General features: G+C 71.0%; 32 protein-coding genes and 1 pseudogene. 18 read left to right on the plus strand and 15 right to left on the minus strand.

The window, feature by feature from the left end:
• Positions 1-192, minus strand: a pseudogene (locus tag AB4Y76_RS18100) (hypothetical protein); the annotation flags it as partial.
• 99 nt (positions 193-291) lie between these two features.
• Positions 292-495 (minus strand): cold-shock protein, encoded by a 204-nt coding sequence (locus AB4Y76_RS18105; RefSeq protein ID WP_441927819.1) that lies wholly within the window; start codon positions 493-495, stop codon positions 292-294.
• Positions 496-798: 303 nt separating this feature from the next.
• Here AB4Y76_RS18105 and AB4Y76_RS18110 point away from each other — a divergent pair, with 303 nt between their 5' ends.
• From AB4Y76_RS18110 to arcC, 5 genes are all read left to right on the plus strand, one after another.
• Entirely contained in the window at positions 799-1,242 is a 444-nt protein-coding gene (locus AB4Y76_RS18110) for a DUF5994 family protein (RefSeq protein ID WP_441927821.1), read from the plus strand.
• 104 nt (positions 1,243-1,346) lie between these two features.
• Positions 1,347-2,099, plus strand: a complete 753-nt coding sequence (locus AB4Y76_RS18115; RefSeq protein WP_441927823.1) for an ABC transporter ATP-binding protein — start codon at positions 1,347-1,349, stop codon at positions 2,097-2,099.
• An 11-nt stretch (positions 2,100-2,110) separates the two neighbouring features.
• Positions 2,111-3,370 (plus strand): hypothetical protein, encoded by a 1,260-nt coding sequence (locus AB4Y76_RS18120; RefSeq protein ID WP_441927825.1) that lies wholly within the window; start codon positions 2,111-2,113, stop codon positions 3,368-3,370.
• A complete protein-coding gene (locus AB4Y76_RS18125; RefSeq protein ID WP_441927827.1) occupies positions 3,367-3,960 on the plus strand; it encodes a hypothetical protein in 594 nt (197 codons plus the stop codon). The genes AB4Y76_RS18120 and AB4Y76_RS18125 overlap by 4 nt, the downstream gene beginning before the upstream one ends.
• Positions 3,961-3,991: 31 nt before the next feature.
• Positions 3,992-4,906 carry a carbamate kinase gene (gene arcC, locus AB4Y76_RS18130; RefSeq protein ID WP_441927829.1) on the plus strand — a complete coding sequence of 305 codons (915 nt, stop codon included), beginning with the start codon at positions 3,992-3,994 and terminating at the stop codon, positions 4,904-4,906.
• Positions 4,907-4,915: 9 nt separating this feature from the next.
• Here the strand turns inward: arcC and AB4Y76_RS18135 are convergent, their stop codons facing one another.
• Positions 4,916-6,172 carry an acetyl-CoA hydrolase/transferase family protein gene (locus AB4Y76_RS18135; RefSeq protein WP_441927831.1) on the minus strand — a complete coding sequence of 419 codons (1,257 nt, stop codon included), beginning with the start codon at positions 6,170-6,172 and terminating at the stop codon, positions 4,916-4,918.
• Between the two features lie 37 nt (positions 6,173-6,209).
• Here AB4Y76_RS18135 and AB4Y76_RS18140 point away from each other — a divergent pair, with 37 nt between their 5' ends.
• Entirely contained in the window at positions 6,210-6,641 is a 432-nt protein-coding gene (locus AB4Y76_RS18140; protein ID WP_441927833.1) for a type II toxin-antitoxin system Rv0910 family toxin, read from the plus strand.
• 10 nt (positions 6,642-6,651) lie between these two features.
• Here AB4Y76_RS18140 and AB4Y76_RS18145 read toward each other — a convergent pair whose 3' ends face one another.
• Positions 6,652-6,837 carry a hypothetical protein gene (locus tag AB4Y76_RS18145; RefSeq protein WP_441927835.1) on the minus strand — a complete coding sequence of 62 codons (186 nt, stop codon included), beginning with the start codon at positions 6,835-6,837 and terminating at the stop codon, positions 6,652-6,654.
• A gap of 96 nt (positions 6,838-6,933) precedes the next feature.
• Between AB4Y76_RS18145 and AB4Y76_RS18150 the strand changes: the two genes are divergently transcribed.
• Together AB4Y76_RS18150 and AB4Y76_RS18155 are read left to right on the plus strand one after the other, a co-directional pair.
• Positions 6,934-8,127, plus strand: a complete 1,194-nt coding sequence (locus AB4Y76_RS18150) for a benzoate/H(+) symporter BenE family transporter (protein ID WP_441927837.1) — start codon at positions 6,934-6,936, stop codon at positions 8,125-8,127.
• Positions 8,128-8,210: 83 nt separating this feature from the next.
• On the plus strand, positions 8,211-8,624 hold the full coding sequence (locus AB4Y76_RS18155; RefSeq protein ID WP_441927839.1) for an HIT family protein: 414 nt from the start codon (positions 8,211-8,213) through the stop codon (positions 8,622-8,624).
• Here AB4Y76_RS18155 and AB4Y76_RS18160 read toward each other — a convergent pair.
• A complete protein-coding gene (locus tag AB4Y76_RS18160; RefSeq protein ID WP_441927841.1) occupies positions 8,591-9,703 on the minus strand; it encodes a phosphatase PAP2 family protein in 1,113 nt (370 codons plus the stop codon). The genes AB4Y76_RS18155 and AB4Y76_RS18160 overlap by 34 nt on opposite strands.
• A gap of 143 nt (positions 9,704-9,846) precedes the next feature.
• On the opposite strand from AB4Y76_RS18160, the gene AB4Y76_RS18165 reads away from it, so the two are divergent.
• Both AB4Y76_RS18165 and AB4Y76_RS18170 read left to right on the plus strand, forming a co-directional pair.
• Positions 9,847-10,605, plus strand: a complete 759-nt coding sequence (locus AB4Y76_RS18165) for a glucose 1-dehydrogenase (RefSeq protein WP_441927843.1) — start codon at positions 9,847-9,849, stop codon at positions 10,603-10,605.
• Between the two features lie 112 nt (positions 10,606-10,717).
• Positions 10,718-11,767 carry a DUF3048 domain-containing protein gene (locus AB4Y76_RS18170; protein WP_441927845.1) on the plus strand — a complete coding sequence of 350 codons (1,050 nt, stop codon included), beginning with the start codon at positions 10,718-10,720 and terminating at the stop codon, positions 11,765-11,767.
• Between the two features lie 15 nt (positions 11,768-11,782).
• Here the strand turns inward: AB4Y76_RS18170 and AB4Y76_RS18175 are convergent, their stop codons facing one another.
• Entirely contained in the window at positions 11,783-12,499 is a 717-nt protein-coding gene (locus tag AB4Y76_RS18175) for a TetR/AcrR family transcriptional regulator (protein ID WP_441927847.1), read from the minus strand.
• A 140-nt stretch (positions 12,500-12,639) separates the two neighbouring features.
• On the opposite strand from AB4Y76_RS18175, the gene AB4Y76_RS18180 reads away from it, so the two are divergent.
• The 5 genes from AB4Y76_RS18180 to AB4Y76_RS18200 all read left to right on the plus strand — a co-directional run bounded on the left by AB4Y76_RS18180 (position 12,640) and on the right by AB4Y76_RS18200 (position 16,962).
• Positions 12,640-13,170 carry a hypothetical protein gene (locus AB4Y76_RS18180; protein WP_441927849.1) on the plus strand — a complete coding sequence of 177 codons (531 nt, stop codon included), beginning with the start codon at positions 12,640-12,642 and terminating at the stop codon, positions 13,168-13,170.
• Between the two features lie 94 nt (positions 13,171-13,264).
• On the plus strand, positions 13,265-13,828 hold the full coding sequence (locus AB4Y76_RS18185; RefSeq protein ID WP_441927851.1) for a YqgE/AlgH family protein: 564 nt from the start codon (positions 13,265-13,267) through the stop codon (positions 13,826-13,828).
• Between the two features lie 90 nt (positions 13,829-13,918).
• A complete protein-coding gene (locus AB4Y76_RS18190) occupies positions 13,919-14,131 on the plus strand; it encodes a DUF3039 domain-containing protein (RefSeq protein WP_441927960.1) in 213 nt (70 codons plus the stop codon).
• A gap of 20 nt (positions 14,132-14,151) precedes the next feature.
• Positions 14,152-15,141 carry a zinc metalloprotease gene (locus tag AB4Y76_RS18195; RefSeq protein ID WP_441927852.1) on the plus strand — a complete coding sequence of 330 codons (990 nt, stop codon included), beginning with the start codon at positions 14,152-14,154 and terminating at the stop codon, positions 15,139-15,141.
• Between the two features lie 9 nt (positions 15,142-15,150).
• Entirely contained in the window at positions 15,151-16,962 is a 1,812-nt protein-coding gene (locus AB4Y76_RS18200; protein ID WP_441927854.1) for a DEAD/DEAH box helicase, read from the plus strand.
• A 3-nt stretch (positions 16,963-16,965) separates the two neighbouring features.
• Here AB4Y76_RS18200 and AB4Y76_RS18205 read toward each other — a convergent pair whose 3' ends face one another.
• A complete protein-coding gene (locus tag AB4Y76_RS18205; RefSeq protein WP_441927856.1) occupies positions 16,966-17,433 on the minus strand; it encodes an Lrp/AsnC family transcriptional regulator in 468 nt (155 codons plus the stop codon).
• Positions 17,434-17,514: 81 nt separating this feature from the next.
• Here AB4Y76_RS18205 and hppD point away from each other — a divergent pair, with 81 nt between their 5' ends.
• On the plus strand, positions 17,515-18,744 hold the full coding sequence (hppD, locus tag AB4Y76_RS18210) for a 4-hydroxyphenylpyruvate dioxygenase (protein WP_441927858.1): 1,230 nt from the start codon (positions 17,515-17,517) through the stop codon (positions 18,742-18,744).
• Between the two features lies 1 nt (position 18,745).
• On the opposite strand, the gene AB4Y76_RS18215 is transcribed toward hppD, so the two are convergent.
• From AB4Y76_RS18215 to AB4Y76_RS18225, 3 genes are read right to left on the minus strand one after another with little or no spacing between them, the layout of a single operon-like run.
• Positions 18,746-18,880 carry a hypothetical protein gene (locus AB4Y76_RS18215; RefSeq protein WP_441927860.1) on the minus strand — a complete coding sequence of 45 codons (135 nt, stop codon included), beginning with the start codon at positions 18,878-18,880 and terminating at the stop codon, positions 18,746-18,748.
• A gap of 28 nt (positions 18,881-18,908) precedes the next feature.
• Entirely contained in the window at positions 18,909-19,196 is a 288-nt protein-coding gene (locus AB4Y76_RS18220) for a DUF4873 domain-containing protein (protein ID WP_441927862.1), read from the minus strand.
• Complete coding sequence (locus AB4Y76_RS18225) at positions 19,196-19,924, minus strand: TetR/AcrR family transcriptional regulator (protein ID WP_441927864.1); 729 nt, start codon at positions 19,922-19,924, stop codon at positions 19,196-19,198. The genes AB4Y76_RS18220 and AB4Y76_RS18225 overlap by 1 nt, the downstream gene beginning before the upstream one ends.
• Before the next feature lie 58 nt (positions 19,925-19,982).
• Between AB4Y76_RS18225 and AB4Y76_RS18230 the strand changes: the two genes are divergently transcribed.
• The gene (locus AB4Y76_RS18230; protein WP_441927866.1) at positions 19,983-20,888 is read left to right on the plus strand and encodes an AurF N-oxygenase family protein; all 906 of its coding nucleotides are present in this window, start codon (positions 19,983-19,985) and stop codon (positions 20,886-20,888) included.
• 12 nt (positions 20,889-20,900) lie between these two features.
• Here AB4Y76_RS18230 and AB4Y76_RS18235 read toward each other — a convergent pair whose 3' ends face one another.
• Positions 20,901-22,553 (minus strand): ABC-F family ATP-binding cassette domain-containing protein, encoded by a 1,653-nt coding sequence (locus tag AB4Y76_RS18235; protein WP_441927868.1) that lies wholly within the window; start codon positions 22,551-22,553, stop codon positions 20,901-20,903.
• A gap of 34 nt (positions 22,554-22,587) precedes the next feature.
• Here AB4Y76_RS18235 and AB4Y76_RS18240 point away from each other — a divergent pair, with 34 nt between their 5' ends.
• Entirely contained in the window at positions 22,588-23,097 is a 510-nt protein-coding gene (locus AB4Y76_RS18240; RefSeq protein WP_441927870.1) for a DinB family protein, read from the plus strand.
• Between the two features lie 20 nt (positions 23,098-23,117).
• On the opposite strand, the gene AB4Y76_RS18245 is transcribed toward AB4Y76_RS18240, so the two are convergent.
• The 4 genes from AB4Y76_RS18245 to fahA all read right to left on the minus strand — a co-directional run bounded on the left by AB4Y76_RS18245 (position 23,118) and on the right by fahA (position 26,805).
• Positions 23,118-23,873 carry an amino acid ABC transporter ATP-binding protein gene (locus tag AB4Y76_RS18245; RefSeq protein WP_441927872.1) on the minus strand — a complete coding sequence of 252 codons (756 nt, stop codon included), beginning with the start codon at positions 23,871-23,873 and terminating at the stop codon, positions 23,118-23,120.
• A gap of 7 nt (positions 23,874-23,880) precedes the next feature.
• Positions 23,881-24,666: an amino acid ABC transporter permease gene (locus AB4Y76_RS18250; protein WP_441927874.1), complete on the minus strand. Its 786-nt coding sequence runs from the start codon at positions 24,664-24,666 to the stop codon at positions 23,881-23,883.
• Positions 24,667-24,700: 34 nt separating this feature from the next.
• Entirely contained in the window at positions 24,701-25,501 is an 801-nt protein-coding gene (locus AB4Y76_RS18255; protein WP_441927876.1) for an ABC transporter substrate-binding protein, read from the minus strand.
• 74 nt (positions 25,502-25,575) lie between these two features.
• Positions 25,576-26,805, minus strand: a complete 1,230-nt coding sequence (fahA, locus tag AB4Y76_RS18260; RefSeq protein ID WP_441927878.1) for a fumarylacetoacetase — start codon at positions 26,803-26,805, stop codon at positions 25,576-25,578.
• Positions 26,806-26,809: the final 4 nt, after the last annotated feature.

The raw sequence follows: 26,809 nt of genomic DNA on the forward strand, positions 1-26,809 counted from the left end.
CAGCAGCGCTCCCATGAAGATCGAGGTCTTCGTCAGGCCGAGGCCGAGGGTGTCGTTGAGGTAGTCGGCCGCGGTCTCGCCGACCGTGGTGCACAGGATCTTGATCAACCAGAAGTAGACGGTGACTTCGGGGACCTTGTTCAGCATCGTCCGCGCGTCAGGAACACGGGTCGTCGTCGTGGGAGCACTCATGGAAGCAGAGCGTGACGGCAGGTTCCTGACACCCACCTGACAGCCCGGAAAGCACGAAGGGCCCCGACCGTGTTCACGGTCGGGGCCCTTCGCGAGAAATCAGGAGACGCGGACGTTCTCGGCCTGCGGGCCCTTCGGGCCCGTGGTCAGGTCGAACTCGACCTTCTGGTTCTCGTCGAGCGACTTGAAGCCGTTGCCCTGGATCGCGGAGAAGTGCACGAAGACGTCGTCGCCGCCGCCATCCTGCGCGATGAAGCCGAAGCCCTTGTCAGCGTTGAACCACTTGACGGTGCCCTGAGCCATGATCTTTACCCTTTGTTCGGTACTGGGCGCACTGTGCACCCGAGCTGCTGAAGACATCTACCTGTGCTGATGATGTCCAGCGCGAACCGAAGACCAGGAGTACGAGATACACAAGCCGGGACATCCTGCCCGGCCAGAACGACGCGTAGTCGTCCCTTCAACAAGACCAGCGTACGGCATCGACAGCCGGACCGGCGATTTCGTCTGAGGGCGCGCCGGACCGAGGTGTACCGTCTGAGCAGGGACTTGGGCGTTGCGATCCAATGATTGTCGTCGATCCGGTGCCGGAGAGGGCGAGTCCCGATGACGACCGTACGCCTCAGCAACAGGTTCAGATCGGGTGGTTCGTCGGCCCGGCTCGGCATGCTCGATCCGCCCGACACCGGCATGCACGGCGTCTGGTGGCCGCGGACGCGCCAGCTCAGCAGCGAGCTGGTCGACCTCAACGAGGTCCTCGTCGGCGTCCACGGCCTGATGCACCGGATCACCTACGCCGCCAGCGATTGGGACGACACCGAGAACGGCTCGTGCCGAGCCACCCGAGCGGGCAGCTTCGTCCGCCTCGCGGCCTCCACGACGATGCCGACCCACACCCTGCTGATCGACACGCTGCGCAACACGAACATCAGGCTCCTGGTGCTCCCGCCGTCGTTCGACGAGGTCCAGGCCCGGTGGGCCCTGCGGCTGATGCAGCGGACCAACGGCCGTTGCAGCGCCGACCAGATCCTCCGCTGGTGCGGGGTCTGAATCCCGGCGTTGCCAACTCGCGTAATCCCTGAGGTCGGGCCCACGTCCTACCGGTGACAGCAGTGCCGAGCAGCGGCACGCAGCCACGGGAGGTAGGACCCGCGATGTTGAGCTGCATCGGCCTCGGCCACGTCTACCGGCCCTCGAACACGGCCCTGTCTGCGATCGACCTCTCGTTCGGCCCTGAGGTGACCGGGCTCGTCGGCGTCAACGGCGCCGGGAAGACCACCCTGCTGCAGGTGGGCGCGGGAGCGCTTTGTCCGACGACCGGGAGGGTGTCCGTGGACGGCGCCGATCTCTACGCATCGTCCCGCAGCCGGCGCCGACTGCTCCGGGGGATCGCGCTCATGCCCCAGGACTTCCGGGTTCCCGCGGAGCTGCGGGTTCGTGATGTTCTCGCCTACTGCGCCTGGCTTCGCGGGCTCGGCGGGGACGTCGCCTCGGAACGTGTCGAGGCGTGTCTGTCGGCCGTGGACCTCGTCGCCCGCGCCGACGAGCGGTTCGCGGCGTTGTCCGGGGGGATGAGGCGCCGCGTCGCGCTCGCGCAGGCGCTCCTGGCCGACCCGGACGTTCTGCTCCTCGACGAGCCGACCACCGGCCTGGACCCCGAGCAGCGCGCCGGCGTGCGGACGCTGCTGCACGACCTGGCCGCGCAGCCCGGCGGCCGCACGATCGTGCTCAGCAGCCACGTGATGGAGGACCTCGAGGCGCTGGCGTCGCGCATCGTCGTGATCGATGCCGGTCGCGTGGTGCACGACGGACCGATGAGCGTCTTCCGGGAGACCTTCGGCGGACCCGAGAGGTCGGCGGAGACGGCCTTCCTGCGGGTGGTCTCCCGTCACCGGGAGGCCTCGTGAGGTCCGGTGCGGTGTGGCTGCGCGGAGCGCCGGGCGCTCTCGCTGCTCTCGGATTCCTGACGTTCCTCGGCGCCGTCGTCCTGGTGGCCGGTCCGCCGTGGTCCGGCTCGTGGAAGATGGCGCTGGACCAGGCGACCGGCGTGGTCCTGCTCGTGGGGCCCGGCGCTGCCGCGATCGCCGCCTGGACCTACGCCCGGATGACCGGAGCGCAATGGCCCCGGCAGCTCGCCGGTGTCGAACGCGGCCTTCGAGGCTGGCTGAGCCCGGTGGGCTGCGTCCTCGCCGTCGCACTCGCAGGCCTGCTGCTGTGCGTGCTGGCGGCGACCACGATCGCCTCGGCCACCGGCGCTCTCGCCTCGCCGGGCTCGCTGGCCATGCTCGTCCAGCCTGTCGCGGCGCTCGGCTGCGAGGTGGTCCTCGGAGCCGTGTTCGGGACCTACGTCCGCGACTGGATCGCCGTTCCGCTCGCGGCGGTGACCAGCTTCCTGCTGGCGGTGGTCTCCGTCGACGGCATTCTCCCGGGGCTGTTCCGCACCGGCGGCGTCACCGGACCCCTGGCAGGGGAGCGGTTCGTGCTGCCGACGCTCTACCTCCAGGCGGCGGTCCTCGCCGCGATCGGCGTCGCGCTGCTCACGGTCCTGATCCGTCCTGCGACCGCCACCTCGGCGGTGCGCCACGTCCTGCCGGTTGCCGCAGCAACGACGCTCGCCGCGCTCGGCATGACCCAGCTCTGGAGCCACGGGTACACGCGGTACGAGGCCGAGCCGGGGGGCCCGCGGCTCGCCTGCCGGGGGTCGGCACCGCAGGTCTGCACCTCCCGCGACACGACCCGTCCGCTCGGCGACCTGGTGGCGAAGCTCGGGAAGTTCTCCGGCCCGATCACCGCGGCCGGCGCGACGCTCCCGGAACGCTTCGTCCAGGACCTCCCCGGGCGCGTGCCGGACCGGGACGGCGTCGTCATCCTGGTGGGGAGCGAGCCGGTGTCCTCGACCGTGTCGACCGGGTCGGCGGTCCTCGCACTCGCGACGCCACGCGGCTGCCCGGCCTTCTCCGCCGAGCGCCCGCCCGAGCAGGCCCTGCAGGTCCGTGCCGTCCTGGCCGACTGGATCGCCGTGCGGAACCGGCTCCCTGGCATCGCGGTCGATCCCGCCTCGCCGGAGGGGCGTTGGTTCTCCACGCCGGCGGAGGAGCAGCAGCGCTGGGTCGCGCGGACCTACGCCCAGCTGCGCGCGTGCGACCTGACGAACCTCCGGCTGCCGTTCAGCCCGTGAGGACCTGCCTCGTCGTCGTGCGTGCCTGGGGACTGAGCCTGTCCCTGCCGATCGCCGTGGGCCTCGGACTCCTGGCGGCGCTGACCTGGGACGACAGCGCCCAGGTGCCGACGATCCCGCTCCCGATCTCGACCGCGGTGCTGATCCCGGTGGTGGCAGTCCTGCTGCTGTCCGCCACCGCCGCCGACCGTTGGGAAGGGCAGACCCGTACGGCGACTCGGGCCGGCTGGAGGATCGCGGCAGCGCGGTACGCCGCCACCCAGCTGGTCGCCTGCACGCCCGCCCTCGTCGGGGCGCTGGCCTGGTCGTCGGTCGAACCGGTCGTGGTCACCTGGTGCGGCGTGGGCCTGATGTCCCTGGCCTGGACATCGGTCGGCCGCCTCGCGCCGCTGGCCGGTCTCCCCGTCGCGTACCTCTGGCTCCGGTTCGCGAGCAGCCGGAGCCCGCTGCACCTCCTCGACCACGCGCTGCTCGCGGCCGTGCTCCTCGGTGGTGCGCTCGGCGCTGCCTTCGTGCTCGTCACCGTGGCACGGGACGCGCACCGCTTTCACCCGCCGAGGGTGAGCCGGGCACGGTCGCCGGGCCCGTAGCCTCCTGGAGATCCGTCCCGGAGGAGGCCTGATGCGCGTCGTCGTCGCTCTCGGAGGCAATGCGCTGCTGCGCCGGGGCGAGCCGATGACCGCGGAGGCGCAGCGGGCCAACGTCCGGTCGGCGGCGCCGGCGCTGGCCACGGTCGCGGCGGAGCACCAGCTCGTCCTCAGCCACGGCAACGGGCCCCAGGTGGGGCTGCTGGCGCTGCAGGCCGCGGCGTACACCGAGGTGGCGCCGTACCCGCTCGACATGCTGGGAGCCCAGTCCGAGGGCATGATCGGTTACGTCCTCGAGCAGGAGCTCGGCAACGTGATGCCGCTCGACGTGCCGCTGGCGACGATCCTGACCATGGTCGAGGTGGATCCCGGCGACCCGGCGTTCGCCGACCCGACGAAGTTCGTCGGTCCCGTCTACACCGAGCGCGAGGCCGACCGGCTCCGGGCCGAGCGGGAGTGGGCGTTCAAGCCGGACGGGAACGCCTGGCGGCGGGTGGTGCCGTCGCCGGAACCGCGGCGGATCTTCGAGATCCGGCCGATCCGGTGGCTCCTGGAGCAGGGAGTGGTGCTGATCTGCGCGGGCGGCGGCGGGATCCCGACGATGTTCACCGAACCCGACGAGAGGACGCTGGTCGGCGTCGAGGCCGTCATCGACAAGGACCTCGCCAGCGGCCTGCTCGCCCGGGAGGTCGACGCGGACCTCCTGGTGATGGCCACCGACGTCGACGGCGTGTACGCCGACTGGGGGACGCCGCGACAGCGGCTGATCGAGCGGGTCACCGCGGCCGAGCTCCGCGCCGGCGCGTTCCCCGCCGGGTCGATGGGCCCGAAGGTCGAGGCGGCCTGCCGGTTCGTCGAGGCCACCGGCGGGCGGGCCGCCATCGGCGCGCTCACCGCGATCCACGAGATCGTCGGCGGAGCCGCGGGAACGCAGGTGGTCGCGTCCTGAGAGCCGGAGTCACCGCAGGCCGAACGCGGCCGCGGCCTCCCAGAGCGCTTCCCGGACCCGGGGGTGTGCGGCTCGCTCGATCAGGTTGCTCGCCTGGGTGCGTTCGTCGCGCCCGTACATCTCGGCGACTCCGTTCTCGGTGATCACCGCGGTGTGCTGGAAGCTGGTGACGGGTGCGCTGAGCCGGTCGACGATGGTGGAGACGTCCGCCTTCGGGTGCCAGGAGGCGAGCGTCATCAGCGCCTGCCCTTCGGGAGCGTGCAGGGCTCCGACGATGAAGTCGGTCTGGCCGCCGAACCCGGAGTAGATCCGGGCGCCGATCCTGGACGCGTTCGCCTGCCCGAACAGGTCCACCTGCAGCGCGGTGTTGATCGACACCATCCGCGGGTTCAGCGCGATCCGGGCGGGGGAGTTCACCAGCTCGGTGCGCATCAGGCGCACCGCCGGGTTGCGGTCGACCCAGGAGTACACCGCCGGCGAGCCGAGCACGAACGAGGCGATCACGGGCTCGTTCTCGTCGAGGCACCCGTGCTCGGCCAGGTCGAGGACTCCGTCGGAGAACATCTCCGACCAGACCCGCAGCTGCCGGTGGGATCCCAGCCTGGCCAGCACCGCGTCCGGGATGGCGCCGATCCCGGTCTGCAGGGTGGCGCCGTCGAGGACCCGGGCGGCCGCGGCGTCCGCGATCGCGCCGGACAGCTCGTCCGCCGCCGGCCGGGGCGGGGGACCGCCGAGTCCGGACCCCGCCTCCAGCACGTAGTCGACCAGGTCCGGGTCGAGGACGGCGTCGCCGAACGTGTACGGCATCGCCGGATCCGCCTGCGCGATCACGACACCTCCGCGGGCCCGGCACGCCTCGATGGCGCCCGGAAGGATGTTGACCTCGATGCCGAGCGACAACCGGCCGTCGGGTGCGGCGGGCGTGGTGTGCACGATGACCACATCGGGCGGCAACGTGGTCGCGAACAGGTGCGGCACCAGCGAGAGCCGGGCCGGCACGTAGGACAGCGACTCGCTGTGCCGCATGGCCGGCCCGACGAAGGCGGTCTCGTGGACGACGCCGTCGCGGGCCGGGATCGGCGGGTGCGCGTTCAGCACGAACAGCCGGTAGCTCGCCACCTGCTCGTCGAGGATGCCGAGCGCCACCTCCGGGCGGGCGGCGTTGCCGGAGACGACGACCCGTAGCGGCTCGCCGTCCTGCCCGGTGTGCCACTCGCCGAGGGCGCCGAGGATCGAGGCGAGCTCGGCCTCCGACACGTTTCTCATCGCCACCGACCCTAAGCCCCGCTGCTAGCCTCCGGCCATGCCTCAGGTGCACCTCACCGAGTCCGTGCCGGTCCCGATCGAGCGCGCCTGGGTGCTTGTCTCCGACCTCTCCCGGTACGGCGAGTGGCTGACCCTGCTCGACGGCTGGCGCAGCGAGCTGCCCGCCGAGCTGGCCAGCGGCACCGAGGTCAGCGCGGTCGTGAAGGCCAAGGGGATCCGCAACCGGGTCACCTTCACCGTCGGCGAATTCGATCCGCCGCACCACGTCAGCCTGGTCGGCGCAGGCGTCGGCGGCACCGGCGTCACGATGACCTTCAGCCTGACCGCGGCGGGGGCGTCCACCGACCTCGCCTTCGACGTGGACTTCCGGCACCCTGCCCTCAAGGGGCCGATGAGCACGATCGCCGCGCGGACGATCAAGGGCGACCTGGCGACGTCGCTGGCCCGGCTGCGGGCGCTGGACGCCTGACCGCGTCGGCTCAGTGCGGGCCGAAGCCGCCCTGGATCCGGTGCTGGTTCATGAGGCCCTCGGCGTAGTCGTCGTTGTGGTTCGCGAACTCGCCGTGGGCCTTCCGACGGCGGGCGAGGCCCGACCACTGCAGTGCGGCCAGGGCCAGGCCGAGCATCACCACGAGGACCACGACGGTCCAGATCCAGCTGGGCATGCGAACTCCTAGGAATGAGGTCCCTCCAGGGTAGGGCCGGACAGCCGACCGGTGTCGGGATCTGCCGAGCAGTCGACGTCGTTATCGTGTCGGCCCATGGAGCGGCACGACGTGGAGACCATCGAGGACCGGCTGCTCCATCCCGTCACGGCCGGGGTGATGGCCGCGCTCGTCGGGTTCGCGAGCTCGTTCGCCGTCGTGCTGGCGGGCCTGCGCGCGGTCGGGGCGACGCCGGCCGAGGCCGGCTCCGGCCTGCTCGCCCTCTGCCTGACCCAGGCGCTCGGCATCCTCTGGCTCACCTGGCGGCACCGGATCCCGCTGGTACTCGCCTGGTCGACCCCGGGGGCCGCGCTGCTGGCCAGCACCGGGGCTGTCGACGGCGGCTGGCCCGCTGCCGTCGGTGCCTTCCTGGTGGTCGGCCTGCTGATCCTGCTGACCGCGCTCTGGCCGCGGCTCGGCGACCTGATCGCCGCGATCCCGGGGGAGATCGCGCAGGCGATGCTGGCCGGCGTCCTGCTGGCGATCTGCCTCGAGCCGGTCCGGGCGCTGGTGGACCGGCCCGGGCTGGTGGCGCCGATCCTCGTCGTCTGGCTGGTCCTGCTCCGGTTCTCGCCGAAGCTGGCGGTCCCCGGCGCCTTCGTGACCACGCTCGTGGTGATCGCGGCGTACCTGGTCGCGCACCCGGCGCCGGCCCCGCGGCTGCTGCCCGAGGTGGTGTTCACCGCGCCGCACCTGAGCTGGCAGGCCGTGGTCGGGCTGGCGGTGCCGCTCTACGTGGTCACGATGGCCTCGCAGAACGTCCCCGGCGTCGCCGTGCTGGCGACGTTCGGCTACCGGGTGCCGTGGCGGGAGTCGATGACGGTGACGGGGCTGGGGACGCTCGCGGGGGCGACGGCCGGCGGGCACGCGATCAACCTCGCCGCGATCACCGCCGCGATGGTGGCGTCGCCGGAGGCGGACCCGCGTCCCGAGCGGCGCTGGATCGCGGCCCACACCGCGGGCTGGACCTACGTCCTGCTGGCGGCCGCCTCGACGGGGCTCGCGGGCTTCGTCGCCGGGGCTCCCGACGGCCTGGTGGAGACGGCGGCCGGGCTGGCGCTGCTCGGCACCCTCGCGGCCGCGCTCTCCGGCGCGACCTCCTCGCCGACCGGCCGGGAGGCGGCCGTGGTCACGTTCGTCGTCGCTGCCAGCGGGGTGACCCTGGGCGGCATCGGCGCCGCCTTCTGGGCACTGGTCGCCGGCCTGGTCGTCCACGTCGCGCTCGCCTGGGGAAGACGGCCGACGGCCTGAGCGCGCTTCACGCAAGGTGCATCCACGACGACGGAGCTGGAGATCAGCGACGTTCCGGAGGAGCCTCCACTAACCTCGCACGCATGCGCGACTGCCTCTTCTGCGCGATCGCGGCGGGGGAGCAGCCCGCGACCGTGGTGCTGGCCGACGACGACTTCGTCGGCTTCCTCGACGTGCGCCCGGTCTTCAAGGGGCACGTGCTGCTGGTCCCGCGGGAGCACGTGGTGACCCTGCCGGACCTGCCGGCCGGGTTGCGCGACGGCTTCCTGGCGCAGGCGCAGAGGCTGGCGTCCGCGATGGTCGACGGGCTCGGCGCCCAGGGCTCCTTCGTCGCGATGAACAACACCGTCTCGCAGTCGGTCCCGCACCTGCACTGCCACGTCGTCCCGAGGACCAAGGGGGACGGCCTGCGCGGGTTCTTCTGGCCGCGGACGAAGTACGCCGACGAGGCCGAGGCCGACGACTACGCCGGCCGGTTGAGGGCCGCGCTCGGCTGATCGTCGTGGTCGGTCGGCTCCGTGGCGTGCTCGTAGGTGCCGCGGTCGACGAGCTTGGGCCTGCCGTTGACGTGGTTGCCCGTCCCGAGCGCCGCGAGCCAGACCGCCAGACCGCCGAGGACGAAGCCGCCGAGGGCGTCCAGCGAGAAGTGCCAGCCGAAGTAGATGGTGGCCAGGATGGTGAGGCCGAGGTAGACCCAGGCGACGATCCGCATCCAGCGGGCCGCGCCGACCAGGGTGAGGAAGAGGCAGATCGTGACCATGATCCCGACGTGCAGCGACGGGAACGCGGCGATGGTCTGCAGTGCGTGGGTACCGTGCGGGTCGCCGCCGGTGGCCCCGCCGGGCAGGCCGGGCGGGACGACCAGGCCGCGGTCGTGGGCGAGGTTCTCGACCAGCTGGGTGGTGTAGGTGCGCCGCAGGTCGCTGAAGTCGCCCGGACGGCTGTACGCCGGCCCGAGGGTCGGCAGCAGGTAGTAGCCGATGGCGCCCAGGCCCCAGCACAGCGAGATCGCGGTGACGTACCAGGAGCCGGCCGCGGGGTGCCGGGTGAAGACCAGCGCGATCGCGATCGACACCGGGACCAGCACGATCCAGGAGACGTAGATGAAGGAGAAGAACTCCGCGGCGAGCGTGGTGCCGAAGATCGCGTGCAGGACGTTCGCCGGGTCGTGCCCGAGCCAGAGCGCGTGGTCGATCCGGAGCAGGGTGTCGTCCCAGATCCGGTCGTTGACGAACGGCACGTAGCTCTTCAGGTTCCGGAACGCCGCGTAGCAGACGTACCAGGTCGCCAGGCCGCTGAGCGCGAACACGGTGTGCCGCCGGTTCCAGCGCTCGTGCACGACCTCGGCGAAGTGCGCCGGCAGCCGGCGCCACTCGCCGAGACTCCGCCCGACCGCGCGGGGGACCACGTCGAGCAGCCAGGCCACGCCGAGGATCATCGGGATCTGCACGTAGGCGGGCACCACGACGCCGTCGGGGTCGCGGATCGGCAGGTCGTGGATCGAGGAGATCAGCCACGTCGAGATCGCGAGCGCGACGGCGCACGCGCCCCCGAACATGAAGTTGGCCTTACCCACGGGGTGCAGCCTAAGGCGTGCCCCCGCGCGTTGCGTGGTCCGGCCGCCCGGACCACCTCCGGAGCGGGCTCCCGCACGGCCTAGAGTGACCCGTGCGCTCCGCCCCCGGAGCCGCTCACCACGGATTCGATCAAGGAGCAGTCATGGGTCGTTACGACGGACGCGTCGCGATCATCACCGGTGCCGCGCGCGGGATCGGCGCGGGCACCGCCAAGCGTTTCGCCGACGAGGGCGCCGCGGTGGCGATCTTCGACATCAACGAGGAGCAGGCCGCGGAGACCGCCGCCGGCCTCGGGGGTGCGGCGAAGGCGATCGGCGTCGGCGTCAACGTGACCGACGCGGCGTCCGTCGAGGCCGGCGTGGCCCGGGTGCTCGACGAGCTCGGTGGCCTGCACGTCGTGATCAACAACGCGGGCATCACCCGCGACAACCTGCTCTTCAAGCTCACCGAGGACGACTGGGACTCGGTCATGAACGTGCACCTCAAGGGCGCGTTCCTGATGAGCAAGGCCGCGCAGAAGGTCTTCGTCGAGCAGAAGTACGGCAAGATCCTCAACCTCTCGAGCATCTCCGCGCTCGGCAACCGCGGCCAGGCGAACTACTCGGCCGCCAAGGCCGGCGTGCAGGGGTTCACCCGGACCCTCGCGCTCGAGCTCGGCCCGTTCGGCGTGAACGTGAACGCGATCGCCCCGGGCTTCATCGCCACCGAGATGACCGACGACACCGCCCGCCGGCTGAAGATGGACGTCGACGAGTTCCGCAAGCTGAACGCCGAGGCCAACCCGGTCAAGCGCGTCGGCTTCCCGGAGGACATCGCGGCCGCCGCGGCGTTCCTCTGCAGCGACGAGGCGTCGTACATCACCGGCCAGACGCTGTACGTCGACGGCGGCGCGAAGATCTGACCCGCTCGGTTCATCCCGAATGGTCCGAATGGACCAGTTTGGTGTGAGACAGGTCACGCAACACGGAGGGGTCCTGCCGGAAACGCTAGGACCCCTCCTGCATGCTTGCCGCATGAATTCTCGCAGCACTGCTCGTCGCACGTCCCGCTACCGCCTCTCCGCTGCGGTAGCGCTCGCCCTCGTCGCCGGTCTCGTGGCCGCCGGCTGCGGCTCGACCAAGGACTCCGGCGGCAGTGGTGACGAGCCCGTCTCGCAGCCGACCCAGGGTGGCACCGAGCTCGCCGCGGTCTGGCCGCTGACCGGCCTGCCGGCCCCGGAGCAGACGCCGGACCACCCGGTGATGATCGTCAAGATCGACAACACCTACGCCAGTGAGCCGCAGGTCGGCCTCGGCAAGGCGGACATGGTCGTCGAGGAGCTGGTCGAGGGCGGCATCACCCGCCTGGCGACCCTCTTCTACTCGCAGCTCCCGCAGACCGCGGGCCCGGTCCGCTCGATGCGCGCCTCGGACATCGGCGTCGTGAAGCCGACGCACGCCGTCCTGGTGGCCAGCGGTGCCGCCCCGCCGACCTACGGCCGCCTGAACGCCGCCAAGGTCAAGTACTTCACCGAGGGCGCCCCGGGGATGGTCCGGGACCACTCGCGGCACGCGCCGTACAACCTGTTCATGCACCTGCCCGAGCTGGCCAAGAGCCTGAAGGGTCAGCCGGTCGTCCCGGCGAGCTACCTGCCGTGGGGCCAGGACAGCGACTTCGCGGGCGTGGCGCCGGCGACGACGATCTCCGCGAAGTTCAGCCCGGCGACCACCACGAAGTTCGCGTTCAACCCGCAGACGAAGAAGTACCTCAACACCAACACCCACGCCGGCAGGAACGACCAGTTCCGGGCCGACTCGGTGCTCGTGCTCCGGGTCCGCGAGGGTGACGCCGGCTACCGCGACCCGGCCGGCAACCCGGTCCCGGAGACGCTGTTCTTCGGCACCGGCAACTTCGTCCTCTTCCACAACGGTCAGGCCGTGCGCGGCACCTGGACCAAGCCGAAGCGGGAGAGCCCGCTGGAGCTGTCGACGGCGGCCGGCTCGCTCAAGGTCCCGGCCGGGCACACCTGGATCGAGCTGCTCCCGAAGGACGTCGCGGGCGGGCACCTGTCGTTCGCCCCGTGAGCCGAGGCCCGGGGGCTACTCCTCCTCGTCGGGGAGCAGGTCCTCCGGGTCGGGCAGCTCGACGCCGCTCTCGGCCAGGGAGCGGAGGCCGGCGAGGATGAACGCCATCGCGGTCTCGACCTGGGCCACGGCGATCTTGGTGTCGGTGGCCGTGCTGACGCTCTCGCCGGCCGCGGACATGGCGCCGAAGAAGATCCGGCTGAAGGTCTCGAGCATCTCGTCGCTGAGGTCGTAGGCCGAGCCCTCGAGGACGAGCTTGACCATCTCCTGGACCAGGCCGAAGCTCGAGCGCTCCTCCTGCTCGCGGAAGCGCTCGTAGCCCAGGACGGCGGGGCCTTCCTGGATGACGACTCGCTGGTAGGCGGGGTCCTGGACGATCTCCAGGAAGGCGCGCAGCCCGATCAGTGCCTTGTCCCACGGGTCCTTGGAGCGCTTGAGCGCCTTGCGGATGTGGGCCGAGGCGTCGTTCTCGATCCGCTCGAAGACGGCCTCGAAGACGGCCTGCTTGCCGCTGAAGTGGTGGTAGAGCGCGCCCTTGGTGACCCGGGCTCCGGCGACGATCGCGTCGAGGCTGGTGGCGGCGTAGCCCTGCTCGGTGAAGAGGCGCGTCGCGACGTCGACGAGCGCCTTCTTGGTGGTCGCGGAGTACTGCGCCCGGCGTGAGACCCCGGGCACCTTGGGCACCTTGGGGAGCGTCGAGCGCAGCTTCTCGGCGTGAGATCGGCTGGCCACGGGCGCAGTCTATGGCCTGTCCGCCGCGCTGATGTGGTTGAGGTCACCGCCGGAAACGCGGCTTCTGAGTTGCCTACCCCCGGTCGGCTGCATACTCTCAGTACGTACCAACGGTATGTGAATGAGAAAGGATGTGGACCATGACCTGGAACGCTTTCCATCACCGCGGAGAGATCCTCCAGACCGTTATCGACACCGCGGACCTGCGGCGCGACGGCGTCCTGCCGCTCGACGTACCGGGTGTCTCCGAGACCTTCCACGGCGAGCTGGACCTCGTCGGCGCACTGCACCTCAAGTGGCACGCCCGCCTGTCGGGCAACATCGAGCGCGAGCTGATGACCCAGCCGATGGACCTGCAGGACGCGATCGCCCGTGCCTGGGCCAAGACGAGCGTCGAGGCCCCTGGCATCCGGATGATCATCGACCGCTATACCGAGACCCCCACCGACGCCCAGATGGCCGACGCCCTCCAGCGCGCCCGCACCAAGGAGTGGCTCAAGCTCGCGGCCGCCGCCGGGCTGTCCAGCGACGAGAGCGCCTCGTCGGCCCGTGCCGGCGAGCAGGTCGAGCTGAAGGGCCGCGCCGCGGTCGGTCAGCCGGCCTCCCAGAACATCGACGATGTGGTTACTCCCTCCCTCGTCGACCGGATCAAGGCGGTTCTCGCCGCCTGATCCACCTCCCACAGAAATGATCCCCGGGCCGCCCTCCCTTGGCCCGGGGATCGCTGTTTCCCTCCGGCGGTCGGCGGGTGACACCATGGACGGCATGGATCCCGCGCCCGGACGGCTGCTCGTCGCTTCGCCGACGCTCGCCGACCCGAACTTCGCGCGGACGATCGTGCTCCTGCTGGACGCCGGGGACGACGGCGCCCTCGGCGTCGTGCTGAACCGCCCCACCTCCCTGGAGGTCGCCGAGGTCCTGGCCGGCTGGGACAGCGTCGTCGACGGTCCCGGGGTCCTGTTCCAGGGCGGCCCGGTCGAGACCGACAGCGCCCTCGGCGTCGCGTCGGTCGCCGGGACCGACAGCGAGGACGGTGAGCCCCTCGGCTGGCGCCGGGTGTTCGGCAGCACCGGCCTGGTCGACCTGGACGCCCCGATCGAGCTCATGGCCGAGGCGGTCTCCGCGCTGCGGATCTTCGCCGGGTACGCCGGCTGGTCGGCGGGTCAGCTGGAGGACGAGATCGCCGAGGGCGCCTGGTACGTCGTCGCGGCCGAGCCCGAGGACCCGTTCCGGGTCGACCCGAGCGACCTGTGGGCCGAGGTGCTCCGCCGTCAGGGCGGCGTGCTGGCGATGATGGCGACGATGCCGGTCGAGCCCGGGTTGAACTGAAGGGATTTACCGGACAGCCGGTAGGATGCCCCGGTGACTTCGCCGCAGAACCCGGGACTCGGGACGAGCGTCCTCGAGGACGACCTCGTCATCGAGGAGCGCGTCAACCTCGAGGAGGGGGACCACGAGCGCTTCTCGCACTACGTCCCCAAGGACAAGCTCATGGAGGCGATGGTCAACGGGACTCCCGTGATCGCGCTCTGCGGCAAGGTCTGGGTGCCGAGCCGGGACCCGCAGCGCTTTCCGGTCTGCCCGGACTGCAAGGACATCTGGGAGAACATGAAGGAGGGCGACGACGAGTGAGGGCCGCAACCACGACCTCGATGGCCAGGTTCGCAGGCGTCGGGGCGGCCGCAGTCGCGCTCCTGAGCCTGTCGGTCCTGGGGACCGGGGCCGCCCAGGCCGTCGCCCGTCCCGCGAGCAGCGCCACAGTTCCGTGCGCCGCGACGACGTCCGCCGCACGCACGGCAGTCCCGACGTCGGGCTGGCGTCGCAGCACGGACACCCTCGACCTGAGCTCCGCTGAGCGGACCGCGACCCAGGCCCAGCTGGGCACCTCCCAGCGGACCCTGAACCGCTCCGCGCGCACCGAGGTCGCCGCGCTCGCCTCACGGGTGGTGATCCCGGTCTACGTGCACGTGATCCAGGGCAGTCACCGCAAGGAGCGGACCGTCAACGTCACCAAGGTCCGCCGGACCCTGGCGATCCTGCGCGGCGGTTTCGCCGGCACCCAGGCCGCCGGTGCGGCCCGGACGCGCTACAGCTTCACGATCAAGAAGATCAACTTCGTGAAGAACGACAAGTGGTACCACGCGTCGCTGTTCAGCAAGGCCGACCGGCAGATGAAGACCAAGATGCACCGCGGCGGGTCGCGCTCGCTGAACCTGTACCTGAGCGGAGCCCGGGCCGACGGCCTGCCGCTGCTCGGCTACTCGCGCTTCCCGTGGCAGTACCGGCTGAACCCGAAGCTCGACAGCGTGACGGTGAATGTCGACGGCCTCACCGGCGGTCGTGCGAACGGCTACAACCTGGGCGACACCGTCATCCACGAGGTCGGCCACTGGATGGGCCTGTTCCACACCTTCGAGGGTGGCTGCAGCGAGATCAACGACGCCGTCGCGGACACCCCCGCGGAGAAGGCGCCCAACTACCGCTGCGCCGACGTCGGGCACGTCTGCGACCCGACCGAGCTCGCCACCAAGGTCGACCCGGCGTACAACTTCATGGACTACTCGCTCGACCAGTGCATGCGGATGTTCACCGAGGGCCAGGCCAGCCGGATGGACGCCGAATTCGCGCTCTACCGGTCCTGATCCGCCTCGATGACCTCCCCTGAGCCGCCGGCGCCGCTCGACAAGCTCTCGCCGGCCTACCCGGCGCGTGCCGCCTGGGGCACCGCGACGAGCCTGCGTGCGTGGCAGGCCGAGGCGATCGGTCAGTACTTCACCACCGACCCGCAGGACTTCCTCGCGGTCGCGACGCCGGGCGCCGGCAAGACCACCTTCGCCCTCACCATCGCCGCCGAGCTCCTCGCCCGCCGGGTGGTCGACCGGATCACGGTGGTCGCGCCGACCGAGCACCTGAAGACCCAGTGGGCGCAGGCCGCCGCGAAGGTCGGCATCCCGATCGACCCGGCGTACTCGGGCGGCAAGGGCAGGACCAGCGGCGACTTCGTCGGCATCGCGGTGACGTACGCCGGCGTCGCGGCCAACCCGCTGGCGATGCGGATCCGCACCGAGCGGTTCAAGACGCTGGTCATCCTCGACGAGATCCACCACGCCGGCGACGCGCTCTCCTGGGGCGACGCGGTCCGGGAGGCCTTCGAGCCGGCCCGGCGGCGGCTGGCGCTCACCGGGACGCCGTTCCGCTCCGACATCAACCCGATCCCGTTCGTCACCTACGAACCCGGCGGTGACGGGATCCCGCGGTCGCGCGCCGACTACGGCTACGGCTACGGCCACGCGCTGCGCGACCACGTCGTCCGGCCGGTGCTCTTCTGGGCCTACGGCGGCGACCTGCAGTGGCGCACCCGGGCCGGTGACGAGGTCACCGCACGGCTCGGCGAGCCGTTGACCAAGGACATGGCCGCGCAGGCGCTCCGGACCGCGCTCGACCCGGGCGGCTCGTGGATCTCCTCGGTCCTGGAGGCGGCCGACAAGCGGCTCTCCGAGGTCCGCAAGAACGTCCCCGACGCAGGCGGGCTGGTCATCGCCAGCGACCAGGACTCGGCCCGCGCGTACGCCGCGGTGCTCGCCACCATCGCGGGCGAGAAGCCGACGGTGGTCCTCTCCGACGAGAAGGCGGCGTCGAAGAAGATCGAGAAGTTCGCCGGCGACACCTCGCGCTGGATGGTCGCGGTGCGGATGGTCTCCGAGGGCGTCGACGTCCCGCGGCTGGCCGTCGGCGTCTACGCCACCAACACCGGCACCCCGCTGTTCTTCGCCCAGGCGATCGGCCGTTTCGTGCGCTCGCGCGGCCGCGGCGAGACCGCCTCGATCTTCCTGCCGTCGAGCCCGTCGCTGCTCGGCTTCGCCTCCGAGATGGAGGTCGAGCGCGACCACGTCCTCGGCCGCAAGATCACCGACGAGGGCGACATCTTCGCCGCCGAGGACGCGATGATGCAGCGCGCCCAGGCGGGGGAGGCGGCCTCGGCGGAGCTGGAGGCGGTGCCGTTCGAGGCGCTCGGCTCCAGCGCCACCTTCGCCCACGTCCTGTACGACGGCGCCGAGTTCGGCCACGCCGGCGAGGTGCACGTCGGGTCGGAGGAGGAGATGGACTTCCTCGGCATCCCCGGCCTGCTGGAGCCCGACCAGGTGCGCAGCCTGCTGCAGAACCGGCAGAAGCAGCGCCGGGAGCGGCAGGCCAGCGCCGCCTCCCGGGCCGCCGCGGAGGTGGACGTGGTCGCGCCCCGCGAGGATCCCGACGTGGCCGCGCACGAGCGGCTCGGCATCCTGCGCCGCGAGCTCAACGGCCTGGTCGCGGCGTGGAACCACCGCACCGGCCAGCCGCACGGGGTGACCCACGCGGCGCTGCGCAAGGAGTGCGGCGGGCCGGCGGCCGCGGTGGCCACCAGCGAGCAGCTGCAGGCGCGGATCGACCGCCTCCGGGAGTGGGCGGCGAAGAAGTCGTCCTAGGGATCAGTCCTGGTCGACGACCGAGCGCAGCAGCGGCGCGGTCCGGTGCGGCACCTGGGTGGCGAGCGCGATCACGGTGGAGGAGCGGACGATCCCGGGGTGCGCGAGCGTCCGGTCGATCACTGTCTGCAGGTCCGCGTTGCTGCGTGCGACCACGCGGCACCACATGTCGCCGGGCCCGGTGATCGTGCACGCCTCGAGGACTTCGGGGATCGCGGCGAGGTGCTCGCCGACGGTGTCGTGCCCGGCGCCCTGGCGGATCTCCAGGGTCAGGAACGCGGTGACCGGGTGGCCGAGGGCGGCCGGGTCGAGGTGCGGCCCCCAGCCGGTGATGACGCCGGTGCGCTCGAGCCGCTCGAGCCGGGCGGTCACGGTGCCGCGGGCGATGCCGAGCCGGCGGGACGCCTCCAGGGCGCCGATCCGCGGCTCGGAGGTGAAGAGTTCGATCAGGTTGACGTCGAGCGTGTCCACGCGGAGCCCCCGTACTGTGCAATCTGCTCACTTGATTCCTGAAGTGTTGCACAGGATGCCTGAAGCGACGACCCTGGGCGCATGGCTGTGACGACCACTGACTCCGGATCCCTGACCGTCGACGAGCTCCGGGCGGACCTCACCCTGGAGCAGCTCAAGCAGCTCGTCGGCCTGGTCGAGTACGACGCCGAGCAGGACGTCTTCCCGGTCACCGGCTGGGACGCGATCGTCTTCGTGGTCGGCAACGCGACCCAGACCGCGCACTACTACCAGTCCGCGTGGGGGATGCAGCTCGAGGCGTACTCCGGCCCGGAGAACGGCAACCGCGACCACAAGGCGTTCGTGCTGCGCTCCGGCTCGATCCGGTTCGTCGTCACGGGCGCGGTCGACCCGGAGAGCGCGCTGGCCGACCACCACCGGCGGCACGGCGACGGCGTCGTCGACATCGCGCTCGAGGTGCCCGATGTCGACCGCTGCATCGCGCAGGCCCGGTCCGCGGGCGCCACGGTGCTGGTCGAGCCGCACGACGAGACCGACGAGCACGGGACCGTCCGGGTGGCCGCCATCGCGACGTACGGGGAGACCCGGCACACGCTCGTGCAGCGCACGGTCGACGGCGTGACCTACGCCGGCCCGTACCTGCCGGGCTACCAGCCGCGGTCCTCGTCGATCGTCCGCAAGCCGGGGCAGCCGAAGCGGCTCTTCCAGGCGCTCGACCACATCGTCGGCAACGTCGAGCTCGGCCACATGGACGAGTGGGTCGACTTCTACAACCGGGTGATGGGCTTCACCAACATGGCCGAGTTCATCGGCGACGACATCGCGACCGACTACTCGGCGTTGATGAGCAAGGTCGTCGCCAACGGCAACCACCGGGTGAAGTTCCCGCTGAACGAGCCGGCGATCGCGAAGAAGAAGAGCCAGATCGACGAGTACCTGGAGTTCTACCGCGGCGCGGGCGCCCAGCACCTCGCGGTCGCCACGAACGACATCCTCGCGACCGTCGACGCGCTGCGCGACAACGGCGTGGAGTTCCTCGACACCCCGGACTCCTACTACGAGGACCCGGAGCTGCGGGCCCGGATCGGCAACGTCCGGGTGCCGATCGAGGAGCTGCAGCAACGGAAGATCCTGGTCGACCGCGACGAGGACGGCTACCTGCTGCAGATCTTCACCAAGCCGCTCGGCGACCGTCCGACGGTCTTCTTCGAGCTCATCGAGCGGCACGGCTCGCTCGGGTTCGGCAAGGGCAACTTCAAGGCGCTCTTCGAGGCGATCGAGCGCGAGCAGGACCTGCGCGGCAACCTCTGACTCAGGTCGCGGGAATCTCGCAGACGCGCTCGGCCAGCGGCGCGCCGTCGCAGCAGTTCGCCTTCATGTGACAGTGCGGGCACAGCCAGCGGGTGCTGATCGGGTCGAACGGCTGGCCGCAGTAGTCGCAGGGCATGGGCCGAAGTCTAGAACGGGCGCAGGGTCTAGAACGGAGGCGTGCCGAGACCGGCGATCCGGAAGCGGCCCCACGGGTCCTTGTCGGAGAGGCGGCCCGCGGCCTCGCCGTACGGCGTCCGGAGCGTGACCGTCGAGCCGGAGCGGTGGGCCTGGTCGAGGGCCTCGTCGGCGGCGATCCGGCCGTACCAGTGGAACCGGCCGTCCAGCGGTTCGAAGTGCCCGCGCAGGGTCACCTCGACCGGGAGCGGGCCACTCTCGGCCGCGATCTCGGCGGCGCCGGCGTACTCCTCCTGCTGCTCGTGCGCGGTCTCCATCAGGCTTCCTTCTTCCGGGTCCGGGCCGGCTTCTCGGACTGCACCAGCCGGAGCTCGTCGACGCCGTCGACGACGACGCCGTTGTCCGCGGCGAAGCCGCTGAACGCGTGCCAGATGAAGGAGGCCAGGTAGTCGGCGGTGGCCTGCCGGCTCATCACGTCGCGGCGCAGGTACCACTCGCCGACCGACAGCCCCATCCCGATCACGCCGTGCGCCCACGGCTCCGCGCCACCGGCGTCGACGCCGAGGCGGCGCAGGGTGTCGCCCATGAGCTTGGCGAAGGTGGCCGCGATCTGCTCCTTGCCGTCGGCCAGCGGGTCGTCGCTGGACCGGTGCTCCACGAGGAGCAGGAAGACCTGCGGGTGCTCGTCGAGGAAGGCCAGGTACTCCGCGCAGCCGCGGTAGACCTTCTCCCGGATCGTCTCCTTGGTGAGCAGCACGGGCAGCAGCCGGTCGACGACCTGCTCGGCGCCCCACTGCCCGACCGCGCGGTAGAGGTCGTCCTTGTCGCCGAAGTAGCGGTAGAGGACGGGCTTGCTGACGCCCGCGGAGGCGGCGATCTCGGCGATCGACGCCGCCGGCCCGTGCCGGTCGATCGCGTCGACCGCGGCGGCGACCAGCTCGGCGCGCCGTGCCTCCCGGTGGTCGTCCCAGCGGGTGCTGCGCCCGTCGCCGTCCTTCTGCCCCAATGCCGGTTCGGGGGTGGGGTCCTTGACTCGCGATGCCATGTGGACCACAGTAGCGGATTAGATGTTACTGGGAGTAACACCAAGCCGAGGAGCTCCGATGACCGCCACGCTGCCCCCGCCGGACACCGCTCTCGTCGAGCGGCTGCTCAAGGGGTCCGCCCGCCAGTCCTACGACCCCGACGTCGACCTTGACTGGGACGCCCCCGAGGTGCCCGGCCTGTGGTGGATGCAGCCCGAACGGATGTCGCTCTACGGCACCGAACTCTGGGACGGGCTCACCGAGGAGCAGCGGATCCTGCTCTCCAAGCACGAGGTCGCCTCGATCGCGAGCGTCGGCCTCTGGTTCGAGATCGTGCTCATGCAGCTGCTGCTCAAGGACGTCTACCGCAGCGACCCGACCTCGCCGCGGACCCACTACCTGCTCACCGAGATCGCCGACGAGTGCCGGCACTCGACCATGTTCGGCCGGGCGATCGGGCAGTTCGGCGTGCCGGCGTACGGGCCGCGGGAACCGCTGCACACGATCGCGAAGCTCGGTCCGGCCGTGCTCCGCGGCGCCAGCGCGTACGCCGGCATCCTGATCGGCGAGGAGCCGGTCGACCGCTGGCAGCGCGACGCGATGAACGACGAGCGGCTGCAGCCGCTGATCCGGATGGTCGCCCGGATCCACGTGCTCGAGGAGGCCCGGCACGTCAGCTTCGCCCGCGACGAGCTGGAGAAGGCGACCCGGTCGATGACCCGGCGCGAGCGGCTCTGGCACCAGACGATGACGGCGCAGATCGCCTACGCCACGATGCGCTCGCTGGTCCACCCTGAGGTGTACGCGGCCGTCGGCATCGACCCGATGACCGGCCGCCGCGCCGCGCTCTCGAACCCGCACTACCGGGAGACGATCGCCTGGATGGGCGAGAAGATCGTCCCCTACCTGGACGGCCAGGGACTGATCCCGGAGACCGGGCGCAACCGGAAGACCTGGCAGGCGTCGTTCCTGCTGCGCAAGTAGGTCCGCGCCCGCTCAGCCCACGTGCACGGTGGTGACCCGGCCGTCCTCGACCTGCCAGCGCTGGTCGAGCCGGACGTTGTCCAGCAGCCGGCGGTCGTGGGAGACGAGCAGCAGGGCGCCGTCGTAGGACTCCAGGGCTTCCTCGAGCTGCTCGATCGCCGGCAGGTCGAGGTGGTTGGTCGGCTCGTCGAGGGCGAGGAAGTTGACCCCGCGCGCCTGCAGCAGCGCCATCGCGGCACGCGTCCGCTCGCCCGGGGAGAGCCGGGCGACGAGGCTGGTGACCTGGTCGGCCTTGAGGCCGAACTTCGCCAGCAGCGTCCGCACGTCGGCGGGAGCCATCTGCGGCACCGCGGCCTCGAACGCGTCGCCCAGGGGCAGGTCCTCGGCCAGCCCGGTCCGGGCCTGGTCGATCTCGCCGACCGCGACGGAGGCGCCCAGGCTGGCCCTGCCGGTCGACGGGGCGAGCCGGCCGAGCAGGAGCCGCAGCAGTGTGGTCTTGCCCGCGCCGTTCGGGCCGGTGACGCCGATGCGGTCGCCTGCGCTGACCTGGAGCGAGGCCGGGCCGAACGTGAACTCGCCGAGGTTCGCCGTGGCCGCGTCCAGGGTCGCGACGACCGAGCTGGAGCGTGGGGCGCCGGCGATCGTGAACTGGAGCACCCACTCCTTGCGCGGCTCCTCGACCTCCTCGAGGCGCGCGATCCGGGACTCCATCTGGCGGACCTTCTGGGCCTGCTTCTCCGAGGACTCCGACTGCGCCTTGCGGCGGATCTTGTCGTTGTCGGGTGACTTCTTCATCGCGTTCCGGACGCCCTGGGAGCTCCACTCCCGCTGGGTGCGGGCCCGGCTGACCAGGTCCGCCTTCTTGTCCGCGAACTCCTCGTACGCCTCCCGGGCGTGCCGGCGGGCGACCGCACGCTCCTCGAGGAAGGAGTCGTAGCCGCCGTCGTACACGGCCACCTGGTTCTGCGCCAGGTCGAGCTCGACGATCCGGGTCACGACCCGGGACAGGAACTCGCGGTCGTGGGAGACCAGCACGACCCCGGCACGCAGACCCCGCACGAACGTCTCCAGCCGTTCCAGCCCAGCGAGGTCGAGGTCGTTGGTGGGCTCGTCGAGCAGCACCACGTCGAAGCGGCTGAGCAGGAGCGCGGCCAGCGCCGCCCGCGCGGCCTGCCCGCCGGACAGCGCGGTCATCAGGGCGTCCGGGCCCACGTCGAGACCGAGGTCGGCGAGCATCGGCGGGAGTCGCTCGTCGAGGTCCGGGGCGCCACTGGCCAGCCAGTGGTCGAGGCTGTGCGCGTAGGCGTCCTCGTCCGCCCGGGAGGGGCTCTCGGCGCCCAGCGCGTGGGCCGCTTGCTCCATCGCGGCAGTCGCGGCGGCGGCGCCGGTTCGGCGGGCGACGTACTGGCCGACGGTCTCGCCGGGGACGCGCTCGTGCTCCTGGGGGAGCCAGCCGACGAACGCGTCGCTCGGCGCCGTCGCGACGACGCCGTCCAGCGGGGCCAGGTCGCCGGCGAGGATCCGCAGCAGAGTGGTCTTGCCGGCACCGTTGGCGCCGACCACGCCCACGACGTCGCCGGGCGCGACGGTCAGGTCGAGGGCCTCGAAGAGAGTGCGGTGAGCGTGCCCGCCGGACAGGTTCTTGGTGACGAGGTTCGCGCTCATCCGGCGATCCTAGAATGCCGCCCTAGAATGCCGCGTGGACATCATCGCCGAGACCTACCAGGTGCACACGGCCGACGAGCGGACGCAGCTCGACGCCTTCCTCCGCACGTACCGACGCGCGTTGAACGAGGCGCTGGACGGGGTGACCGAGGAGGAGGCGCGCACGCGGCTCGTCCCGTCGAAGACGACGCTGCTCGGACTGGTCAAGCACGCCGCGTACGTCGAGCAGGTCTGGTTCGTCGAGACCGTCTCCGGGACGCCGCGCGCCGAGCTGGGACTGCCGCCCGCGGTCGACGCGTCCTTCGACCTCGAACCGGGGGACACGGTCGCCGGGGTGCAGGCGTACCACCGGCGGGTGTGCGACGCCTCGGAGGCAGCCGTCGCGTCGCTGCCGCTCGACACCGTCCTGGTCGGCCACCCGCGGATCGAGCAGGTCACGCTTCGCTGGGTCCTGCTCCACGTGATCCGCGAGCTCGCCCAGCACACGGGCCACGCCGAGATCCTGCGCGAGCAGCTGTTCGCGGCACGGGGGAGCGCCCGGTAGCGGCCGGGTGCGCTGGCCGCCTACAGCACCTTCGACAGGAACGCCTGCGTCCGCTCGTGCTGCGGGTTGGCCAGCACCTCGTGCGGGTCGCCGGCTTCGACGATGACGCCGCCGTCCATGAAGACGAGCTTGTCGCCGACCTCGCGCGCGAAGCCCATCTCGTGGGTGACGACCATCATCGTCATGCCCTCCTGGGCGAGCTGACGCATCACGTCGAGGACGTCGCCGACGAGCTCGGGGTCCAGGGCGCTGGTGGGCTCGTCGAAGAGCATCATGTCGGGGTCCATAGAGAGCGCCCGCGCGATCGCGACGCGCTGCTGCTGGCCGCCGGAGAGGTGCGCCGGGTAGGCGTCCTCCTTGCCGGCGAGTCCGACCTTGGCCAGGTTGGCCCGGGCGATCTCGACCGCCTCGGTCTTGTTCCGCTTCTTGACCCGCTGCTGGGCGATGCAGAGGTTCTGCATCACGGTCATGTGCGGGAAGAGGTTGAAGGACTGGAAGACCATGCCGATCCGGCTGCGGATCTGGTCGAGGTCGATCTCCTCGTCGGTGATGTCGACACCCTCGACGATGATCTTGCCGGAGGTCGGCTCCTCGAGCCGGTTGACGCAACGCAGCAGGGTCGACTTGCCGGACCCCGACGGGCCGATCACGCAGACGACCTGCCCCTGGTCGACGTGGAAGTCGATGCCCTTGAGCACCTCGTTCTCGCCGAAGTACTTGTGCAGCTCGCGCACCTCGATGGCGCGGTTGCTGGTCTTGTTCATATCGGTCGTCATCGCTTCCTCACCGGGCCCTCTGCTGGCGCTTCTCCAGCCACGCCACCAGGCGGGTCAGGGGGAGCGTGATGATCAGGTAGAGCAGCGCGACCTGCGTCAGGGCGGTCGACGTACCGGCCGTGGCGCCGCTGGAGGTGAAGTCGCGGGCGACGCTGGAGAGCTCGCGCTGGCCGAACTCGACGCCGATCAGGTACAGCAGCGAGGTGTCCTTGAGGATCAGCACGAACTCGTTGGTCAACGGCGGGATCACGATCCGGAACGCCTGCGGGAGCACGATCGAGAACAGCGTGCGCGCATTGCTCATGCCCAGCGAGCGCGCTGCCTCGGTCTGCCCCTTCGGCACCGCCTGGATGCCGGCGCGCAGCGTCTCGGCCATGTACGCCGAGGAGACCAGGATGAGGCCGAGAAGGCCCGCCCAGATGATCGGCGGGTGCCAGTCGAAGGCGATCGGTACGCCGAACGCGCACGCCAGGATGACGACCAGGGCGGGCAGCCCGCGGAAGAACTCGATGTAGCCGGTCGCGAGCCAGCGGTACGGCGCCACCGGGGACAGCTTCATCAGCGACAGCACGGTCGCGAAGATCAGGCCGACGAAGAAGCAGACCGCGGTGTACTCGAGGGTCTTCACCACGCCGATGGTGATCAGGTCGTGCCAGTTGTCCTTGCGGCCGGGCGCCCAGAAGGTGGCGTGGACGGCCTGCCAGTTCACCGTGAGGGCGACCCAGGCGACGATCGCGACGAACAACGCGTAGAGCCCGAGACGGGTGAGCTTTCTCTTGGTGGACCGCTTCACTGGTTCTCCGTCCCGGGCTCTCGCGTCGTCGTGATCAGTTGGTGGCGAAGTACGAGTCGTAGATCTTCTTGTACTCGCCGTTCGTGTTCAGCGTCTTCAGCTGCTCGTTCACCGCGTCGACGAGCTTGGTGTTGCCCTTCTTCATGGCGAACCCGTACTGCTCGTCGGTGGAGTACTTCTCGACGACGGCGTACTTGCCGTCCTTGGTGTGGTCGAGGTTGACCGGGAGGTCCTGGAGCAGCGCGTCGACCTGGCCGGCCTTGATCGCGGCGAACATCTCCGCGTCGCTCGGGAAGGTGACGATCTTGGCGCCCTTGGCGTTCTTCTCGGCGTAGCTCTTGCCGGTGGTGCCCTGCTGGACGCCGACCTTCTTGCCGTCGAGGTCGTTGATCGAGGTGATCGACGAGCCGGTCGGGACCAGCAGCGACTGCTCGGAGTCGTAGTAGCCGTCGGAGAAGGCGAGCGCCTTCTTGCGGTCCTCGGTGATCGTCATGGCGCTGGCGACGAGGTCGCACTGGCCGGCGTTCAGCGACTGGCCGCTCTGCAGCGCGTCGAAGGAGGAGTCCTTGATCTTGAGCTTGAGGTCGAGGCCGGTGGAGATCTTCGAGATGACGTCCACGTCGAAGCCCTTGAAGCCCAGGTCCGAGCTCTTGTCGAAGTCCTCGAACGGCGGGTAGGGCACGTCCGAGCACACGGTCAGGGTGCCGGAGGAGATCAGGTCGAGCCCGTTGGAGGAGCCGGTCTTGTCGCTGCTGCCCGAGCTGCCGCACGCGGTCAGCGCGAGACCCAGGACCGAGGTCAGCGCGAGGGCCTTGAACACGTTGTTGGTCGTCATGACGAGCACCCTAGACCGCGCGCCGACGCGGGGGACAGCGCACTGTGACGGGAAACCGTTCCGTATCCGAGACGTTATCCAGCCGTGATCCGGCCGGTCACCTCGCCGAGGGCGATCCGGTTCCCGAGCGTGCCCGGGGCGGTCGCGCGGAGGGTCACCTCGTCGCCGTCCTCGAGGAAGGTCCGCGGGCCCGACGCGGTCGCGAACGGCTCCTGGCCGCCCCAGGAGAGCTCGAGGAAGGACCCGCGCTCGGCGACCTCGTCACCGCTGATCGTCCCGCTCGCGAACAGGTCGCCGGTGCGCAGCGACGCCCCGTTCACGGTCAGGTGGGCGAGCATCTGCGCCGGCGACCAGTACATCGAGGCGTACGGCGGCCGGCTGACCACCTCGCCGTTCAGCAGCACCTCGAAGGCGATGTCGAAGCCGGCCGGCCCGTCGACCTCCAGGTACTCCAGCGGCGCCGGGTCCTGGCCCGGCAGGTCGACCCGGGCCGCGGCGAGCGCCGCCAGGGGGGTGACCCAGGCGGAGACCGAGGTCGCGAACGACTTGCCGAGGAACGGGCCGAGCGGGACGTACTCCCAGGCCTGGATGTCGCGGGCCGACCAGTCGTTGAGCGGGGTGACGCCGAAGACGTGGTCGGCGAAGGCCGACGTCGGCACCGACGTGCCGAGGGCCGTCGGGGTGCCGACGACGAAGCCGAGCTCGGCCTCGATGTCCAGGCGCCGGCTCGGGCCGAAGGCGGGCGGGCCGCCGTCGGCGGACGGGCGGCCCTGACCGGTCGGGCGGCGGACGTCGGTACCGGAGACGACCACGGTCCCGGCCCGGCCGTGGTAGCCGACCGGCAGGTGCCGCCAGTTCGGCAGCAGCGCCTCGCCGTCGGGACGGAAGATCCGGCCGACGTTGGTGGCGTGCTGCAGGGAGCAGTAGAAGTCCACGTAGTCGGCGACCGTGAACGGCAGCTGCATCGTGACGCTGTCGAGCGGGTGCAGGAAGGGCTCGACCAGGCCGCGGTCGGACTCGTTGGTGAGCAGGCTGACCAGCCAGGACCGGGCCTCGTCCCAGACCGGGCGGCCGGCCGCGAGGAACGGGTCCAGCGAGTCGGTCCCGAAGAGGGCGGCGAGACCGCCCTCGGTCCAGAAGCCGGCGCCCGCCGCGACCGCGGCGAGATCGACCACGTAGTCACCGATCCGAGCGCCCACCCGGGCCGGGTCCTCGCCCTCGGAGAAGACGCCGTACGGCAGGTTGTCGACGTCGTACGCCGATCCGGCGGCGCCGTCCACCCAGGTCTGCTGCTTCTCGCTCATCGGT

This window comes from Marmoricola sp. RAF53 (assembly GCF_052114005.1).
Classification (GTDB): Bacteria; Actinomycetota; Actinomycetes; order Propionibacteriales; family Nocardioidaceae; genus Marmoricola.